The organism is Siccirubricoccus phaeus, assembly GCF_008360935.1.
In the GTDB taxonomy this organism is placed as follows: domain Bacteria; phylum Pseudomonadota; class Alphaproteobacteria; order Acetobacterales; family Acetobacteraceae; genus Siccirubricoccus; species Siccirubricoccus phaeus.
In genome coordinates this window covers 44,286-62,650 of record NZ_SRXO01000016.1, presented here as the reverse complement: position 1 = coordinate 62,650, position 18,365 = coordinate 44,286, and the positions used below count along the sequence as shown (strand labels likewise).

General features: G+C 72.8%; 14 protein-coding genes. 10 read left to right on the top strand and 4 right to left on the bottom strand.

The features are described 5' to 3' along the window. Nucleotides 1-32: 32 nt before the first annotated feature. The 3 genes from mutS to E5N76_RS20435 are packed head-to-tail and all read left to right on the top strand — an operon-like array spanning nt 33 to nt 5,806. Nucleotides 33-2,717 carry a DNA mismatch repair protein MutS gene (mutS, locus tag E5N76_RS20445; RefSeq protein ID WP_149539176.1) on the top strand — a complete coding sequence of 895 codons (2,685 nt, stop codon included), beginning with the start codon at nt 33-35 and terminating at the stop codon, nt 2,715-2,717. A 5-nt stretch (nt 2,718-2,722) separates the two neighbouring features. Continuing rightward, nucleotides 2,723-5,551: a [protein-PII] uridylyltransferase gene (locus E5N76_RS20440; RefSeq protein WP_149539175.1), complete on the top strand. Its 2,829-nt coding sequence runs from the start codon at nt 2,723-2,725 to the stop codon at nt 5,549-5,551. Nucleotides 5,552-5,602: 51 nt separating this feature from the next. Further along, the gene (locus E5N76_RS20435; RefSeq protein WP_149539174.1) at nt 5,603-5,806 is read left to right on the top strand and encodes a hypothetical protein; all 204 of its coding nucleotides are present in this window, start codon (nt 5,603-5,605) and stop codon (nt 5,804-5,806) included. Between the two features lie 118 nt (nt 5,807-5,924). On the opposite strand, the gene E5N76_RS31085 is transcribed toward E5N76_RS20435, so the two are convergent. After that, complete coding sequence (locus tag E5N76_RS31085) at nt 5,925-7,709, bottom strand: chloride channel protein (RefSeq protein WP_149539173.1); 1,785 nt, start codon at nt 7,707-7,709, stop codon at nt 5,925-5,927. A 379-nt stretch (nt 7,710-8,088) separates the two neighbouring features. On the opposite strand from E5N76_RS31085, the gene zapE reads away from it, so the two are divergent. The 5 genes from zapE to E5N76_RS20405 all read left to right on the top strand — a co-directional run bounded on the left by zapE (nt 8,089) and on the right by E5N76_RS20405 (nt 14,219). Next, the gene (gene zapE / locus E5N76_RS20425) at nt 8,089-9,255 is read left to right on the top strand and encodes a cell division protein ZapE (RefSeq protein ID WP_149539172.1); all 1,167 of its coding nucleotides are present in this window, start codon (nt 8,089-8,091) and stop codon (nt 9,253-9,255) included. Nucleotides 9,256-9,327: 72 nt separating this feature from the next. Beyond that, nucleotides 9,328-9,795, top strand: coding sequence for a hypothetical protein (locus E5N76_RS20420; protein ID WP_149539171.1), 468 nt, complete (start codon nt 9,328-9,330; stop codon nt 9,793-9,795). Between the two features lie 371 nt (nt 9,796-10,166). Further along, a complete protein-coding gene (locus E5N76_RS20415; RefSeq protein WP_149539170.1) occupies nt 10,167-11,765 on the top strand; it encodes an ABC transporter substrate-binding protein in 1,599 nt (532 codons plus the stop codon). A gap of 238 nt (nt 11,766-12,003) precedes the next feature. Then, a complete protein-coding gene (locus E5N76_RS20410; protein ID WP_149539169.1) occupies nt 12,004-12,765 on the top strand; it encodes a class II aldolase/adducin family protein in 762 nt (253 codons plus the stop codon). Nucleotides 12,766-13,160: 395 nt separating this feature from the next. After that, entirely contained in the window at nt 13,161-14,219 is a 1,059-nt protein-coding gene (locus E5N76_RS20405; protein ID WP_149539168.1) for a DUF6817 domain-containing protein, read from the top strand. A gap of 269 nt (nt 14,220-14,488) precedes the next feature. On the opposite strand, the gene E5N76_RS20400 is transcribed toward E5N76_RS20405, so the two are convergent. From E5N76_RS20400 to E5N76_RS20390, 3 genes are all read right to left on the bottom strand, one after another. After that, entirely contained in the window at nt 14,489-14,746 is a 258-nt protein-coding gene (locus E5N76_RS20400; RefSeq protein WP_149539167.1) for a hypothetical protein, read from the bottom strand. Next, on the bottom strand, nt 14,743-15,153 hold the full coding sequence (locus E5N76_RS20395) for a response regulator (RefSeq protein WP_149539166.1): 411 nt from the start codon (nt 15,151-15,153) through the stop codon (nt 14,743-14,745). The genes E5N76_RS20400 and E5N76_RS20395 overlap by 4 nt, the downstream gene beginning before the upstream one ends. Before the next feature lie 227 nt (nt 15,154-15,380). After that, complete coding sequence (locus E5N76_RS20390; protein ID WP_149539165.1) at nt 15,381-16,091, bottom strand: Crp/Fnr family transcriptional regulator; 711 nt, start codon at nt 16,089-16,091, stop codon at nt 15,381-15,383. 297 nt (nt 16,092-16,388) lie between these two features. Here E5N76_RS20390 and E5N76_RS20385 point away from each other — a divergent pair, with 297 nt between their 5' ends. After that, nucleotides 16,389-17,369, top strand: coding sequence for a Bug family tripartite tricarboxylate transporter substrate binding protein (locus tag E5N76_RS20385; RefSeq protein WP_149539164.1), 981 nt, complete (start codon nt 16,389-16,391; stop codon nt 17,367-17,369). Between the two features lie 2 nt (nt 17,370-17,371). Further along, on the top strand, nt 17,372-18,355 hold the full coding sequence (locus E5N76_RS20380) for a Bug family tripartite tricarboxylate transporter substrate binding protein (RefSeq protein ID WP_187830299.1): 984 nt from the start codon (nt 17,372-17,374) through the stop codon (nt 18,353-18,355). Nucleotides 18,356-18,365 lie beyond the last annotated feature (10 nt).

Below are 18,365 nucleotides of genomic sequence, written 5' to 3'. Positions count from 1 at the left end.
CGCCGGACTTGAAAATGCTCTAGGAAGCCGGCATGGACCTGCCCGAACCCCTGCCCAGCGCCGCAGGCGCTTCCCCCGCCCTGGCGCAATGGTTCGCCTGCAAGCAGCTTCACCCGGATGCGCTGCTGTTCTTCCAGATGGGGGATTTCTTCGAACTGTTCTTCGCCGATGCGGAGGCAGCGAGCGAGGCGTTGGACATCGCCCTCTCCTTCCGCGGCGAGCATCAGGGCCGCAAGGTGCCGATGTGCGGCGTGCCGGCGCACAGCCATGAGGCCTATCTGGCGCGGCTGATCCGCCGCGGCTTCCGCGTGGCGCTCGCCGTGCAGATGGAGACGCCCGAGGAGGCGAAGCGCCGCAAGGCCCCGGCCGTCAGGCGGGAGGTGGTGCGGCTCGTCACCCCCGGCACGGTGACGGAGGAAAGCCTGCTGGAGGCGGCGAAGCCCGCCTGGCTGCTGGCCCTGGCGCCTTCCGGGCCGCGAATCGGCGCCGCCTGGCTCGACATCACCACCGGACTGTTCGGCACGGAGTCGCTCCCCGCCGCGGAGCTGCCCGCCCTGCTGGCGCGGCTGGAGCCGGCGGAGCTGCTGGCGCCCGCCAGCCTTGCCCTGCCCGCCGGCCCGGCCCCGGTGGAGGCGACGCCGCCGCGCGACGCCCCTCGCCGCCTGGCCGAGGCCTTCCAGGTGGCGAGCCTCGACGGCTTCGGCGAGTTCGCCCCGGAGGAGCTGGCCGCCGCCGCCATGGCGGTGGAGTATGTCCGCCTCACCCAGAAGGGTGCCCTGCCGCGCCTTGGCCGCCCGGTATCGCGCGGCGGCCAGGGGCTGCTGCAGATGGATGCCGCCACCCGCCGCAGCCTGGAAATCCTCCGTGCCGAGCGGGGCGGCACCAAGGATTGCCTGCTCGGCGCCGTGGACCGCACGGTGACGGCGCCAGGGGCGCGGGAGCTGGCCGCCCGCCTCGCCAGCCCCCTGGCGGATGCCGGCGCCATCGCCGCCCGCCATGATGCCGTGGCCGCGCTGCTCGCCGCCGCCCCGCTGCGCGCCGCCATCCGCGCCCTGCTGAAGGGGGCGCCGGACATGGCCCGGGCGCTCGCCCGCCTCTCGCTGGACCGCTTCGCCCCGCGCGACCTGGCAGCGGTGCGGGACGGCCTCACCCGCGCCGCCCGCATCGCGGAGGCGCTGGCCGCCCCCGGCCTCGCCCCCATCCCGCCCTTGCTGGAGGCCGCCGCCGCCGCGCTGGTGCCGCACCCCGACCCCTCGGCCGAGCTGACCCGGGCGCTGGCCGAAACCCTGCCGGCGCGGCTGGAGGATCCCGGCCTGCTCGCCCCCGGCTATGATGGCGAGCTGGACGGCCTCCGCCGGCTGCGGGATGACGCGCGCGGCGCCATCGCCGCGCTGCAGCTCGACCTTGCCCAGGCCTGGGGCGTGGCCTCGCTCAAGGTGAAGCACCACCAGCAATTCGGCTATCTGGCGGAAATCCCCTCGGCGGCCGGGGAGAAGCTGCTGCGGGACGCCCCGCCCAGCGCCGCCGGCCCTTACGCCCCCATCCATCGCCAGACCATGGCCAATGGCCACCGCTTCACCTGCGCCGCGCTCGCCGATCTCGACCGCCGCCTTTCCGAGGCCGCCGAGCAGGCGGCGCGGCGGGAGCGGCTGATCGCCCGCCACCTGCGCGATCTCTGCCTGGCAGCCGCCCCCGGCATCGCCGCCGCCGCCGCCGCGCTCGCCGAGCTCGACGTCCATGCCGCCGCCGCCGAGCTGGCCGCCGAGGGCGGCTGGTGCCGGCCGGCGCTGGTGGAGCGGCCGGAATTCTGCATCCAGGGCGGCCGCCACCCGGTGGTCGCCGCCGCCCTGGCCCGCGCCCGGGGACCGGCTTTCGTGCCGAATGACTGCGACCTGTCCCCCGGCCGCCGCCTCTGCCTGCTCACCGGGCCGAACATGGCGGGCAAATCCACCTTCCTCCGGCAGAACGCGCTCTTCGCCATCCTCGCGCAATCCGGCCTGTTCCTGCCGGCCGAAAGCGCCCGGCTCGGCCTGGTGGACCGGCTCTTCTCCCGCGTCGGCGCGGCGGACGACCTGGCCGGCGGCCGTTCCACCTTCATGGTGGAAATGGCGGAGACGGCCGCCATCCTGAACCAGGCCGGGCCGAATTCCCTGGTGGTGCTGGACGAGGTCGGTCGCGGCACCGCCACCTGGGACGGGCTCGCGATGGCCTGGGCGGTGCTGGAGGCGCTGCATGACCGGCTGCGCTGCCGCACCATCTTCGCCACCCATTTCCACGAGCTGACCGCGCTCGCCGGCAAGCTGCCGGAGCTGACCCTCGCCTCCATGCGGGTGAAGGAGCATCGCGGCGAGGTGGTGTTCCAGCACCTGGTCGGCCCCGGCGCCGCCGAGCGGAGCTGGGGCCTGCATGTCGCCCGGCTGGCCGGCGTGCCGCGCGCCGTCCTCGCCCGGGCGGCGGAGGTGCTGGCCTCGCTGGAAGCCCGGGCCCGCGGCCTCGACCCGCTGTCGGAGGAGCTGCCCCTCTTCGCCCGCCCCGCCGCCCCCCCGGCGCCCGTCCCCGACCCCGGCCCGCCTCCGGCCGAATCCCACCCGGCTTTGGCGGCGCTGGCGGCGCTCGATCCGGACGCGCTGAGCCCCAGGGAGGCCCAGGCGGCGCTCTACCGCCTCCGCGCCTTGCTCGATGGCACTGTCAAGGGCGATTGCGCCGGGCTAGAGTAGCCCGAATGACCTCGCCCGCCGCACTCCCCGCCAGGGCTTCCGGCCAGCGCGCCGCCGCGCTGGCCGAACCACCTTCCGTGATTCCGGACCTGATCGCCCAGCTCACCCGGGGCCAGGGCGGCGGCCCGATGCGGCGGGAAGAAGCGCTGGACCTGCTGCGCCAGCATCTCGGCCGCATCCAGCAAAGGGTGCAGGAAAGCTTCGAGGCGCATGAGCTCTCCGGCCTCGCCGCCGCCCGCTGGCTGGCGGCGCTGACCGACGGCCTCATGCAGGCGATCGAGGCCTATGCCCTGGCCATGGTCCCGGCCCGGGATGCGATGGAGCGGGCGGAAGCCCCCTTCGCCCTGGTCGCGACCGGCGGCTATGGCCGCGGCGTCCTCGCCCCCTTCTCCGACATCGACCTGCTCTTCCTCTCCGACCAGACGGCCGGGCTGCGCACTCAGCGGGTGGTGGAATTCGTCCTCTACCTGCTCTGGGACCTCGGGCTGAAGGTCGGCCACGCCACCCGCTCCATCCGCGACTGCATGGAGGAGGCGGGGCGGGACACCACCGTCCTCACCGCCCTGGTCGATGCCCGCTTCCTCGCCGGCGATCCCAGGGTGTTCGAGCGCTTCCAGGAGGTGTTCCACAGGCAGCGCCAGGAGCGGGGCCTCGGCCCCTTCCTTGCCGCCAAGCGGGCGGAACGGGCTGGCCGCCATGCCCGCTACGGCGACAGCCCCTACCTGGTGGAGCCGCATGTGAAGGAGGGGCGCGGCGGCCTCCGGGACCTGCAGACCCTCTACTGGCTTGCCCGCTACGCCTTCAACACCCAGCGCATGCCCGAGCTCGTCGGGCCCGAGAGCCCCGGCGGCGGGCTGCTGACGGAGCATGAGGCGCGCGCCATCCGCCGGGCCTGGAATTTCCTCTGGACCGTCCGCTTCCACCTGCACTACGTCGCCGGCCGCGCCGAGGAGCGCCTGACCTTCGATTTCCAGCCGGTGGTCGGCGCCCGCATGGGCTACATGCCGCGCGGCCGGCAGAACGGCGTCGAGCGCTTCATGAAGCACCTCTTCCTCACGGTGCGCGACGTGCTCCGCCTGACCCGCATCCTGGAGCCGGCCATCGAGCGCGCCGCCCTGGGCCCGCCGGCGACGCGGCGCCAGGGCGATGCGGCGCTGGCCGAGGCCGGCCTCGCCTTCGCCGACGGCAAGCTGGTGGCCGCCCCGCCCAACCGGGATTTCTCCCGCGAGCCGGTGCTGATGCTGCGGATCCTGAAAGCCGCGCGGGACCGCAAGCTGGAGATCCATCCCCTCGCCATCCGCGCCCTGATCCGCAACGCCCACCATGCCAGCCGGCTGCGCGACAACCCCGAAGCGAAAACCCTTTTCCTCGATCTGCTGACCGGCCGCGACGCGGCGCAATGGCTGCGGCTGATGAACGAGGCGGGCTTCCTCTCCCGCTTCATCCCGGACTGGGCCCGCATCGTCGGGCTGATGCAGTTCGACACCTACCACGTCTTCACCGTGGACGAGCACACCATCGAGGCGATCGGCGTGCTGCAGCAGATCGAGCGCAACGAGTTGCAGGAAGTCGCCCCCGTCGCCTCCGAGCTGATCGGCCAGCTCCAATCCCGCCGTGCCCTCTATATGGCCGCTTTGCTGCATGACATCGCCAAGGGCCGCGGCGGGGACCATTCCGAACTCGGCGCCCGCATCGCCACCGAGCTCTGCCCGCGGCTCGGCCTGACGCCGGAGGAGACGGAGACGGTCTCCTGGCTCGTCCTCCACCACCTGCTGATCAGCCAGACCGCCTTCAAGCGGGACATCGAGGACCCCAAGACCGTCCTCGACATCGCCGACCTCGTCCAATCCCCCGAACGCCTCCGCCTGCTCCTGGTCCTCACGGTCTGCGACATGCGCGCCGTCGGCCCCAAGGTGTGGAATGGCTGGAAGGCGACGCTGCTGCGCGAGGTCTATTGGCGCGTGGCGGAGGTGCTGGCCGGCGGGCTTTCCGTGCCGGAGCGCGACGTGCGCGTGGCCCGCGCGCGGGAGGCCGCCGCCGCCATGCTGGCCGCCTGGCCGGCCGCGGAGCGGGACAAATTCCTCGCCCTCGGCTATCCCGGCTACTGGCTCTCCTTCGACGCCGACACCCATGCCCGCCACGCCGCGCTGATCCGCGAGGCCGAGGCCAGCCAGGCGCCGCTGACCGTCCGCACCCGCGTCCTCGAAAGCCGCGCCGTCACCGAGATCACCGTCTATGCCGCGGACCATCCCGGCCTGTTCAGCCGCATCGCGGGCGCGCTGGCGGTGGCCGGCGCCTCCATCGTGGATGCGCGCATCCATACGCTGACCAACGGCATGGCGCTCGACACCTTCTGGGTGCAGGACGCCGCCGGCGGCGCCTTCGACGCGCCGCACCGCCTGGCACGGCTTTCCGTGCTGGTGGAACAGGCGCTCTCCGGCCGCCTCCGGCTGCGGGAGGAGATCCGCAAGGTGCGGCGCGAGCCGGCCCGGCTGCGCGCCGTGACGGTGCCGCCCCGCGTGGTCTTCGACAACCACGCCAGCAACACCCACACGGTCATCGAGGTGAATGCCCGCGACCGCCCCGGCCTGCTGCACGACGTGACGGCGGCGATCAGCGGAGAGGGGCTGCAGATCGGCTCCGCCCACATCACCACCTATGGCGTCAGGGCGGTGGACGTCTTCTACGTGAAGGACGTGTTCGGGCTGAAGGTGGAGAACGAGCGCAAGCTGGCCGCGCTGCGGGAAGCGATGGAAGCGGCGCTGTCGCCGCAGGCGGCGGATGGCGGCGGCGCGGTGCCGGGCACGGCCAGGGCGGCGGCGGAACGGGCCTGAACCCGCGCCCGGCGGGGGGCGTTGTTGCGGCAACAGCCGCAGGAGCCCGCCATGGCCGACGACCCGAAGCACCCCGGCGCCGGCGCGCCGATGGAGGACACGATCACCAGCCACGTCACCCGGGACGGCCCCAAGGCACCGCCGCGCGACAAGCGGCCGGAAGCGCAATACCCGCCGGAGGACCGGGAGGTGGGGGTGAACCGACGGGACCCGGCGGCGCCGGGGGGGAAGGTGAATATTCCGGTGAAGAAGTAGGGCTTCGGTCGCTGGCGGCAGTGCCGCCACCCCCCCTGGCAGGGGGCGCTGCCCCCTGCACCCCCGCCGGGGCCAGGACTTGGCCCCGGACCCCGGTCCGAGTTTCAGACCCGGCGGTTCATCCCGCTCCGCTCAACCCGCTCTCCTCCCGCCGCCTCTTCTCCACCTCCTCGCCATAGCGGCGCAGCAGATGGGTTTCCGTCAGCAGCCCCAGCACCTGGCGGCTGGCCGGCTCCACCACCGCCAGCGCATCGGCCTCCGCCGCCTCGAAAGCGGCGATCGCGTCGCGCGCATTCATCGCCGGCAGCAGCACCGTACCGCGATGCCGCAGCAACGGGCCCAGCCCGCCCTCCGGCGCCGCCGCATGCGCCTCCGGCACGGAGACCAGGCCGGCATAGCGCCCGGCCTCATCCACCGCCACCACCTGGGCGGCGGCGCCCAGCGGGAAGAGGCGGCGGAAATTCGCCAGGCTGGTCTCCGCCGGCACCCGCCGCGGATCCCGCCGCATCATCCGCCCCACCGTCAGGTCGTTCACCCAGCCCACATCATGCGCGCTGCGGATCGCCTCCCCCCGCAGATGGAAGCGCCAGGTGGCGAAGGAATAGCCGAACAGCCGCCGCACCAGCAGGCCGGAGACCGCGACGGCGGCCAGCACCAGCCCGGTGACAGCGAGGCTCCCCGTGGTCTCCAGCGCCAGGAAGGTCATCGCCAGCGGCGCGCCGATGACGGCGGCGCCGAAGGCGCTCATCCCCACCACCGCCATCAGCAGTGCATCCGGCCCCGGCGGCGCCAGCAGTGCCATCACGCCGGCGAAGAGCTTGCCGCCCAGCGCGCCGATCAGCAGCGAGGCGAAGAACAGCCCGCCGCGGAAGCCGCTGCCGATGGAGAGGATGGCCGCCAGCGCCTTCACCAGCAGCAGGGTCAGCACCGGCCAGGCCGGCGCCTCCGTGACGAAGGCGAGGTGCAGCGCGCCATGCCCGGCCGAAAGCGCCACCGGCGAGATCTGCGCCAGCCCGCCCACCGCCAGCCCACCCAGCAGCAGCCGCAGCGCCGGGGAGGGCAGCAGCCGGGCCAGCAGCGCCTCCGCCAGCCCGACGCCGCGCATCAGCAGGATGGCGCAAAGGCCGCAGAGCGCCCCGACCGCCAGCGCCAGCGGATAGGCGGCGCTGTCGATCACGCTCGGCACCGAGGTAACCACCGCATAGGTGCCGGCGGAAAGCCCGCGCGCCACCAGCACCGCCGTCACCGCGCAAGCGATGACGGGGAAGAGGGAGGCGATGCTGTAGGTGCCGATCACCAGCTCGAAGGCGTAGAAGGCGCCGGTCAGCGGCGCGTCGAAGGCGGCGGCGATGGCCCCCGCCGTGCCGGCGCCGACCAGGATGCGCAGATCCGCCCGCCTTAGCGCGAAGGCCCGGCCGAGGCGGGAGGCGATGCCGCCCCCGGCCTGGGCGTAGCCCGCCTCCAGCCCCACCGAGGCGCCGACGCCGTTGGACAGCACGGTCTGGGCGCCCACCACCACCGCGTCGTTCAGCGACATGCGGCCACCATGCAGGGCGTTCGCCTCGATCGGGTCCACCGGGGATTTCGGCCGCCAGCGCCGGATCAGGCGATTGAGCCCGGCCAGCGCCAGCCCGCCGAGCGGCGGCACCAGCAGCAGCCGCCAGTCGGGCAGGAAGGTGGCGGTGGAAAGCCGCGTCTCCGGCCCGAAGCCGTAGAGCAGGCGCTGCAGCCCATGCGCCGCCGCCCCCATGCCCCAGGCGGCCAGGCCCACCCCCACCCCGATCAGCACCGCCAGCAGCACCACGGCGAATTCGCTGCGCCGGACCCAGGTGCGCAGGGCGGCCCGGCGGCGGACCCGGTGACGGAGCAGGCGGATATAGCGATGCGGGGCGAAGGGGTGCATGGCCGGCGTGATTGCCGCAGGATCATGGCGCAAAACCGACAGGAACGCCCCCGGCCGCCGCTGCCGCCCGCTGCCGGGAGACCGGAGCGGCGCGGGGGCGAGGCGCAGCGCGGGGGCGAGGCGCAGCGCGGGGGGCTCCGGGGGGCATCGCGCCCGTTGGCCGCCGCTTTCGCGCGCTGCCGGAACCGGAGTGGCCCAAGGGCGCGGCGTGACGCGCGGGGCTCCAGGGAGCCTCGCGCCCGTCTGCGCTGCTTTTCGCCGACCGCCGCCGGGACCGGAGCGGCCCGGGGGTGAGGCCTGGCGTGAGGACGGTCCGGTAAGGCCCGCGCCCGGCCCGACCGCCCTGGCCAAGCCGGCGGGCCCGGGTTATCCCGCCGGCATGGATGCCGCCCCCCTTCCCGCCGCGGCCGAAGGCCCGCTGGCGGCCTATCGCGCGCGCCTTGCCGCCGGCACGCTGAAGCCGGACCCCGCCCAGGCCCGGGCCGCGGAGGTGCTGCAGGATCTCTGGCGCCGCCTGCGCGGCTACGACCCGAAGCCGGAGCCCGCCCAGAATGGCGGCGGCAACGGGCTGCTCTCCCGCTTCTTCCGCCGCAAGCCGGTGGAGGAGGCGCCGGACGTGCCCCAGGGCCTCTACCTCGTCGGCGAGGTCGGCCGCGGGAAGTCCATGCTGATGGATCTCTTCTTCGCCTGCGCCGAGGTGCCGCGGAAGAAGCGCATCCACTTCCACCAATTCATGCAGGACTGTCACCAGCGCATCCATCGCTGGAAGCAGGCCAATCCGGGCGGCGAGGACCCTATCCCGCCGCTGGCCGACAGCATCGTGGCCGAGGCGGCGCTGCTCTGCTTCGACGAATTCCAGGTGCACGACATCACCGATGCGATGATTCTCGGCCGGCTGTTCGAGGCGCTCTTCGCCCGCGGCGTCGTGGTGGTGGCGACGAGCAACACCGCGCCGGACAACCTCTTCAAGGGCAAGCCCGGCCGCGACGCCTTCCTGCCCTTCATCGCCCTCATCAAGCAGCGGCTGGAGGTGCTGCACCTGCAGGCCGAGCGCGATTATCGCCGCGAGCGCATCCGCGGCCTGCCCACCTGGCATTCCCCGGTGGATGGCCGTGCCGAGCGCGCCCTGGACGCCGCCTTCCTGGAGCTGACGGGCGAGGCGCACGGCACCCCCGCGCAGCTCACCGTGCTGGGGCGGGTGCTGGAGGTGCCGGAGGCGGCGCGCGGCGTCGCCCGGATGGATTTCGAGTCGCTCTGCGGCCGGCCTTTGGGCCCGGCCGACTACCTGGCGCTGGCCACGCATTTTCACACTTTGGTGATGGATGGCATCCCAAGGCTGGGTCCGGAGAACTTCGATCGGGCTCGCCGTTTCGTGACGCTGGTGGATGCATTGTACGAACATCGCTGCAAACTCGTGGCTTCAGCGATGGCTGCCCCGGACAACCTTTACGAATCAGGTGAGAACGCCGCGATGTTCGAGCGGACTGCGAGCCGCTTGATGGAAATGCAAAGCCAGGAGTATCTGGGCTTGCCGCATTTGACGTAATACGGCGTAATAAGGCTCACGGATTCGAGAGGATTGCCCATGCGCTTCGCTCCCCTTGCCGTCCTTGGCCTGATGCTGCTTGCGGTCCCGGCCTATGCCGCGGGGCAGAAGCCGGAGGGGCAGGGCAGGTCGCCGGCGCCGCAGGCAAGGGTGGTGGCGCAGCGCCTGGCGGTGGTGGCGCCGCGTCCGGCCGCCGCGGCCAGCCGGCCGGCGCAGCAGCAAACGGCCTCGCGTCCGGCGGCGCATCGCCCCGCCGCGCAACGCCAGGCCGGCCGGCGCCAGGCGGCGCAGCGGGTGACGGCGCCGGTGCAGCGTTCCGCCATGCGCGGCCAGGTGGGGATGGTGCGGGATGCCCGGGCGGCCTCCGCCAACACGGCGCCGCGGCGCCTGGCGACGAAGAGCCGCCCCCGGGTGCAGACCGTGCGCTGGATGTCCGGCCTGCCGGCCGCAGCCAATGTGCAGGCGCAGGAATGCCCGGATGGCACCATGGCCACCCTCGCCCGCGGGCATGACGACATCGTCCGCTGCGTTCCGTTCTGAAGCTCCCCATGACGTTGCTGCGCAACCTCATGGGGGCCCCGGGGGCGCTGTCCTTCTGAGGCTTCGCACAGCCCGCCGCGGCAAAGCCGCGCCGGGGCAACGGGCGGCGCGGGAAATCCCCACGATCTCGCCGCACGCCGCCGCGGGGACCCCCGGGGGCGCTGTCCTGCCGATGACTCGCACAGCCCGCCGCGGCAAAGCCGCGCCGGGACAACGGGCGGCGAGGTCCAGGCGCGGCGCCCTCCGGCTCGGCCGCGAAGCCCCGCCACCCTGCGGTGCGGAAAGGTTTCCAGCGCGGCACGTGGCAGGCTAGCCTCCCGAAAACGCCAGGCCGGCCGCCAGAGCCTTCGCCGCAAACAGGGACGCTTCCGATGAACCGCCGCTCCTTCCTCGCCTCTGGCCTCGCCGCCAGCGCGGCCGCCATGGCCGCGCCCGGCTTCCTGCGCGCCCAGGCCGCCACCACGCTGAAATTCATCCCGCAGATCGACCTCGCCGTGCTCGATCCGCACGGCACCACCGCCTACGTTACCCGCGGCCACGGCCACATGATCTTCGACACGCTCTACGGCATGGACGCGAATTTCCGCCCGCATCCGCAGATGGTCGAAGGCCATGTGGTGGAGAATGACGGCAGGCTCTGGACCCTGACGCTGCGTCCCGGCCTGCTCTGGCACGACGGGGAGAAGGTGACCTCGCGCGACTGCGTCGCCTCCATCCGCCGCTGGGCGAAGCGCGACGCGCTGGGCGGCGCGCTGATGGCGGCGACCGACGAGCTCTCCGCCCCGGACGACCGCACCATCCGCTTCCGCCTGAAGAAGCCCTTCCCGCTGCTGCCCGAGGCGCTCGGCAAGATCAGCAGCCCGATGCCGGCCATGCTGCCCGAACGCCTGGCCAATGTGGACGCCTTCCGCCCGATCCCGGAGATGGTCGGCAGCGGCCCCTTCCGCTTCCTGGCCGAGGAGCGCATCGCCGGCAGCCGCAACGTCTATGCGAAGTTCGAGAAATACGTCCCCCGCGCCGACGGCCCGCTGCAATGGAATGCCGGGCCGAAGCAGGTCTTCTTCGACCGCGTGGAATGGACCACCATCCCGGACGCCGCCACCAAGGCCTCCGCCCTGATCCAGGGCGAGCAGGATTTCTGGGAGAACCCGACCCACGACCTGCTGCCGCTGCTCCGCCGCAACCGCAGCATCAGGCTGGAGGTGAACAACCCCACCGGCCAGGTGGACATGATGCGGCTGAACCATCTGCAGCCGCCTTTCGACAAGCCGGCGGTGCGCCGCGCGATGCTCCACGCCATCAGCCAGGCGGACATGATGCAGGCGATCGTCGGCCCCGACCCCGCCATGTACCACGTGCCGCACGGCGTCTTCTGCCCCGGCACGCCGATGGCGAGCGAGGCCGGCCTCGAGCCCCTCAAGGGCCCGCGCGACTACGCCAAGGTGAAGGAGATGCTGAAGGCGGCCGGCTATGCCGGCGAGAAGGTCGCGATGCTGGTCGCCGCCGATTACGCCCAGTTCAAGGCGATCGGCGAGGTCGCCGCCGACATGATGAACCGCATCGGCATGAATGTGGATTTCATCGCCACCGACTGGGGCACCATGCTGCAGCGGCGCAACAACCGCGGCCCGGTGGACCAGGGCGGCTGGAGCCTCTTCAACACCGGCTGGGAAGGGGCGGACCATATGGACCCCGCCAACCACTACGCCATCCGCGGCAACGGCAAGGAGCAGGGCGCCTGGCCCGGCTGGTGCGTCAGCGAGAAGCTGGAGGCGCTGCGCGACGCCTGGTTCGAGGCGCCGAACCAGGAAGCGCAGCAGGCCATCTGCCGCGACATGCAGGTGCAGTGCATGCAGGACGTGCCGAGCATTCCGCTCGGCCAGTACATCCAGCCGGTCGGCTACCGCAACACCATCACCGGCGTGAAGCCGGGCTTCCCGACCTTCTGGGGGGTGAAGCGATCCCCATAAAGGCGCTGCGCGCCTTTATGGGGGCCCCGGATGCCCTTCCGATCGGCGCCTCGCACAGCCTGGCGCGGCAAAGCCGCGCCAGGGCAACGGGCAACGCGGTCCCGCGGGGCGTCAGCCGGAGCGGCGCGTTTCTTGCTGCTATTTTGCTGATAGCGGCGTTGCTTAATCCTTGCGGCCCCGCCCCGTCCGGCGCAGCATCCCACCCGGCCGGCCGATCCCCGGCGGAAGGAGACACCCGATGTCCTCAGCCATGAAGCTCACCGCCACAGGCATGTCGGATGCCGAGTGGGATGTCCGCTGCGAGCTCGCGGCGCTCTACCGCATCTGCCACGACCTCGGCTGGACCGACACCATCAACACCCACATGTCCGTCCGCGTCCCCGGCGAGCCGGAGCATTTCCTCATCAACAGTTACGGGGAGATGTTCGACGAGATCACCGCCTCCTCCCTCATCAAGATGGACATGGCGGGCAACGTCATCGGCAATCCGGGCAAGTTCAACGCCGCCGGCTTCACCATCCACAGCGGCATCTACAAGGCGCGGCCCGATGCGAATTGCGTGCTGCACACCCATACCCGGGCGGGCGGCGGCGTCTCCCTGCTGAAGCGCGGCCTGCGCCCGATCAGCCAGGATGCGCTGCATGTCTATGACGACGTCGTCTATCACGAATACGGCGTGCCGGCGACGGTCGAGGAATGCGAGGCGCTCGGCCGCTCCTGCGCCACGGGAAGCTGCGTGGTGCTGCTGAACCACGGGCTGCTGACGCTGGGCGAGACCATTCATGGTGCCATGATGCGCCTCTACATGCTGGAGCGCGCCTGCGAGCTGGAGCTGATTTCCCGCCAGCTCGGCGAGCCGCCGGTCGAGATCGAGCCCTATGTCGTCGAGAAGGCGGCCGCGCGCATGAAGAAGATGCGCCCCACCTGGGAGTATGGCCGCATGGAGTTCGAGGGCATGATGCGTACCGTGGACCGCAAGGGCCACAAATACCGCTGCTGATTTCCCCACGACGCCGCTGGCGCGGCGCCATGGGGCCCCCGGGAGTCGCTGTGCTTCCGGAGCCTCGCACAGGCTGCCGCGGCGAAGCCGCGGCAGCGCAGCGGGTGGCGCGCATGGCAGGCGCGCCACACACCCGGCACCGGTGCCCGACCGCGCGGGTCGCGGGCGGCTGATCCCCTGGCGCCGCGACCAGGGCATTCCCGGCGCCTGCCTCACCGGCCTGCTCCGCCAAACGCCGCCGCGCCGCCATCGCCGGGCTTGCCATCGGCCGCCTGCCGCACGCAGGCTGAAGCCCGGAAAGCAGGGCCGGGCGGGCGGCGGCGGCCTTTCGCACCGCGCAGGCGGACCACCGCCGGCCGCCCCGGCCCCGACACCCCGCATCAAGGGCCCCTGCCATGAGCGAACGCCTGAAGCCCCTGCTCGCCGACGACTGGGCGGCCGTGGACCCCACCCTGCCGCCCATCCTCGAAGCCCTGCTCGCCCGCAGCGCCGGGGAGGACTGGCACAAGGCCGGCACCTTCAAGGACCACCTGCTCGGCACCTATCGCACCCTCGCCCTCTGGGACCAGCCGCGGGAGGTGCGCCTGCTCGGCCTGTTCCACAGCGTCTATTCCAACGAATACGTGGACCTGAAGCTGTTCGACGCGGAGCGCGGCCGCGACGGGCTGCGCGCCCTGCTGGGCGAGGAGACGGAGCGGCTGGTCCATCTGTTCTGCACCATGCCCCGCTCCCTCTTCACCCGCCGCCTGGCGGAGGCAGGCGAGCTGCCCGAGGAAGGCATGGCGCTGGAGCGGCCGGGCAAGCCGGATGTGCTGCTCTCCACGCGCGACGTCGCGGTCTTCGCCATCGCCACCATCGCCGACATCGCCGAGCAATGGCATTCCTGGCAGGACGAGATTTTCTCGGAGTTTCCGGCCAGCACCACGCCGCGCCGCGTCAGCGAACACTGGTCTGCCGCGCTGTGGCCCGGCCCGTTGAAGCCGACGGCCAAGGCGCTGTCGCTCCTCTCCCGCCTCGCCCGGCCGCTTGCCGAGATGCCGGAGGAATGGGGCCTGCCGGTGCCGCCGGTCTTTGCCCGCTGCAACGCCGTGCTCTCGCCGGAGCAGGAGATGGCGGCGAGCAGCCTCTACTGGCAGGCCGTCACCCGCGCCCTGCCGCAATCCTCCCCCGGCCCGACGCGGCTGGCGCTGGAGACCGCCGCCCAGCTCAACCCCTTCGTCGGCGAGCCGCGGCTGCTGCTGGCGCAGCTTGCCCTGGCCGCCGGGGAATGGGACCGCGCGGCGGCGGATGCCCGGGCCGGGCTCGACCTGCTGAGCGAATGGGGCACGGCCTGGGACAAGCGCGTGGCCTGGTCCGGCTGGGTGGCCTGGGCGCGCATCCTGCTGCGATCGGCGGAGAGGCGGCGCTGGCCGGACCATCTCGCGGGGCTGAACGGGCTCGGGCTGGTCAGCTAGCTTGCCTCGCCAGGGCGGCGTTCCCGCCGGGCGCGCCTAAGCCCGCGGCCATGGTGCCGACGCCGGATCAGGGACGCCGCGCGGTGAACCCCCTTGCCCTTGCCGTCAGCACCCTGGCCCTGGCGCTCGGCCGCTTCGGCCTTGGCTTCGCGGTGCAGCCAGCGGGCGGTCGCGGCAGCCGCCCGCGTCATTCCAGCCCGGTCGCTAGAGCGGGATCGGTTGAGCTGCGCTCACCCGCCCCGCTCTAGCTCATTGTTCGGTCGCGTGATTCACGGTTCCGGTCGATTCGACCTCAACCGATCGCGCTCTAGCGCCTCGAACCGGTCGGCCGCCATGGCCATCCTGGCGGCGATGTCCCGCAGCCGCCTCGCCGCCTCCCGGTCCGCCTCCTGGCCCGGGATGTCCCGCTGGATGGCGAGGGCGAGCATGCGCTCGGCCAGGCGGCGCAGCTCCGCGGCATGGGTCAGGAGCGTCCGCGGCGGGCGGCGGTACGCCACCGGCGCCGCGCCAGGGGCGAGGGTCGTCATCCGCGCGCCATGACGGCCTGCAGGGACGCGACCAGCGCATCCGGATCGAAAGGCTTGGCCATGACCGGCGCGGCGAGATGCCGGCCCCGCTGCGGCCCGTTCCCGTAGCCGGTGGCGAAGATGAAGGGCACGCCCCGTGCGTCCAGCCAATCGGCCAGGGGCAGCACCTGCTCGCCGCCGAGATTGACGTCGAGGATGACGGCATCGAGGCCGCCATCGGCCAGCGCCGTCTCGGCCAGCCGGAACGCCTCCGCCAGGGTGGCGGCCGGGCCGAGCAGCTCGGCGCCCGCATCGCGCAATTTGTCCTCGAGCAACTGGGCGACGATCGCCTCGTCCTCGACGAGCAGCACCCGCCGGCGCTGCAGCCTGCCGGTCCGCGGCCCGCCCCCCTCCGATGCACCCGACATGCCCCATCCCTTCGTCACCGCAGTGCCGGGCCATCGGCCATGCGGGCGATGTTGTCTGTCCGGTTTCGAACGCAGGGACCGCGGCCCTCAGCGGCCCCTCTGTCCACCCCCCCCTGTCCACCCCCCCCCTGTCCACCCCCCCGGGTGCGGCCACGCCCGCGGCCCTGCAGCAGCAGCGCGAGTCCGAAGCCCAGCGCCAGGCATCCGGCGGCGGCCGCGGCAGGGCGTCAGGCGCCCAGCAGCCGCGCGGTCAGGCGGCGGATGGCGCCGTAGCATTCGCAGGAGGCGTTCTCCAGCCCGTCCCGGTCCAGGATGGTGACATGCCCGCGCCGATGGCGGATGAGACCGGCATTCTGCAGGATGCCGGCGGCGATGGTCACCCCGGGGCGGCGGACGCCGAGCATCTGGGCGAGGAATTCCTGGGTCAGCGGCAGCTCGTCGCCCATGACCCGGTCATGCACCATCAGCAGCCAGCGGGCCAGGCGCTGCTCCAGCGTGTGGTTGCCGTTGCAGGCCGCGGCCTGGGTGACCTGGGCGTAGAACACCTGGGCATAGCGCAGCAGCAGCGGCAACAGGGCCGGGCTCTCCGCCAGGGCGCGGCGGAAGGCGGCGCCGGCGATGCGGAGGGAGCGGCCGGGGACCTGCACCAGCGCCTCGATGGGCGACACGCCGGTGCCGAAGACGAGGGGCAGGCCGGCCATGCCTTCCGGGCCGACGATGCCCACCTCCATCAGCCCGCCCTCCTCCAGCCGGGCCAGCATGGACACCGTGCCGGTTTCCACGAACCAGGCAGCGTCGACCTCGCCTTCGGCGGGGAACAGCGTCCTCCCCAGCGGCAGGTCCAGCAGTTCCAGCGCGGGCGCGAGCCTGGCGAATTCCGCTTCCGGCAGGGCGCGGAGCAGGCGGTTGGCAATGCCGGATTGCTCGATGGCAGACATGCGGCCCCCCGCTATCGCTGGTCGGAGCCGCGCCATCTGCCCTCGCCCGCGGTCAGCGCTGCGGGGCCGGATCCGTATCCGCTCAACGCCCGCCGTCACGGCGGGTGCCAGCGCCACCGCCGGAATTCGGTGGCCTGCGTTTCGGCGGCCCGGGCGCTACCCGCCGCAGGCTGGCGCCGCCTGCACCGGCCAGCGCCCCCGGGGCCCGCCGCCGCGCAGCGCCGGGATGCCCCCTGGCCTTCCCCGCCATCCCGGGCCATCTTCCGCCCGAACCGATCTACTCCGGGGGAAACATTCATGCCCACCCGCCGCGCCGCCCTGGCGCTGCTCGCCCTGCCCGCCCTTGCCCGCGCCGCGCGGGCGGAGGGCTGGCGGCCCACCCAGCCCGTCCGCATCATCTGCCCCGCCGCCCCCGGCGGCACGGCGGACATCTCCGCCCGCCTGCTCGCCCCATGGCTCCAGGCCCAGCTCGGGCAGAATTGCGTGGTGGAGAACCGCTCCGGCGCCGGCGGCGTCATCGGCACGCAGGAGGCGGTGCGCAGCACGCCGGATGGCCACACCCTGCTGCTCGGCAATATCGGGCCGCAGGCGATCGGCTTCTCGCTCTACCGCAACCTGCCCTACAGCCGGGACAGCCTCATCCCCGTCGGCGGCACGGTGCGCGGGCCGAATGTGCTGGTGGTCCACCCCTCCGTCCCCGCCAACACGCTGCCGGAGCTGGTGGCGCATCTGAAGAAGAACCCCGGCAAGCTCTCCTTCGGCTCGCCCGGCGTCGGGCAGTCGCCGCACCTCACCGGCGTCTGGTTCAACCAGGCGACGGGGACGGAGGCGATCCACGTCCCCTTCCGCGGCGCCGGACCCGCGGCGATCGAGCTGGTCGCCGGCAACATCCAGTATATGTGGGACAACCTCACCAGCGGCATCCAGCAGATCAAGGCCGGCCGCGTCCGGGCGCTGGCGGTCTCCTCCGCCGACCGCAACCCGCAGCTTCCGGAGGTGCCGGCGGCGCGGGAGACGATGCCGGAGCTGGCGCAGTTCGACGTCAACACCTGGTTCGGCATCTTCGCCCCGGCCGGCACGCCGCGCCCGGTCGTCCTCGCCCTCTCCCAGGCCATGGCGGCCTGGCAGGAGACGCCCGAGGTGCAGGCGCGGTGGCGGGAGATGGGCGGCGTCGCGCTGCGCGGCAGCCCGGAGGAATTCACCGCCTTCGTGAATGGGGAGATAGAGAAATGGTCGAGCGTGATCCGCCGCGAAGGCCTGCAATTGGAGGTGGGCTGACCATGCGCCTCCCCCGCCGCGCCCTCCTCGCCCTGCCGGCCCTGCTGCCGGCCGCCGCCCGCGCCGAGGGCGGGAGCTGGCGGCCGGGGCAGCAGATCCGCATCATCGCCTCGGCCGCCGCCGGCGGCACCACGGACATCATGGCCCGCTTCTGCGCGCAGTATCTGCAGGCGCGCTGGGGCACGCCGGTGGTGGTGGAGAACCGCACCGGCGCCGGCGGCACCATCGGCACGCTGGAAGTGGTGCGGGCGAAGCCGGACGGCACCACGCTGCTCTCCGGCAATATCGGGCCGCAGGCCATCGCCTATTCGCTCTTCCGCAACCTGGCCTACAAGCCGGAGAGCCTGGTGGATATCTGCGGCACCATCCGCGGGCCCAATGTGCTGGTGGTGAACGCGGCGACGCCGGTGCGGGACATGGCGGGCTTCGCCGCCTGGCTGCGCGCCAATCCGGGCAAGATCAGCTACGCCTCCACCGGCGTCGGCCAGTCCACCCACCTGACGCCGGTCTGGCTGCTGCAATTGCTGAATGTGGAGGCGATCCACGTGCCCTTCCGCGGCTCCGCCCCGGCGCAGGTGGAGCTGATCGCCGGCAATGTCGGCTTCATGATCGACAATCTGACGGGCGTCATCGAGCACATCCGCGCCGGCCGGCTGCGGGCGCTCGCCGTCACCAGCGCCGAGCGCAATGCCGAGCTGCCGGAGGTGCCGGCGGCGAAGGAGACGCTGCCGGAGCTATCGGCATTCGAGGTGAACACCTGGTTCGGCCTGTTCGGCCCGGCCGGCCTGCCGCCCGAGATCACCCGCAGCATCAATGCCGACGTCAACGAGATGCTGGATCTGCCGGAGACCCGGCAGCGCTTCGCCGCGCTGGGCGGCGTGCCGCTGAAGCTGAGCCCGGAAGGCTTCGCCGACTGGGTGAAGGCGGAGACGGCGAAGTGGTCGGCGGTGATCAAGCGCGAGGGGCTGCAGCTCGACGCCGGTTGACGCGGCGCGG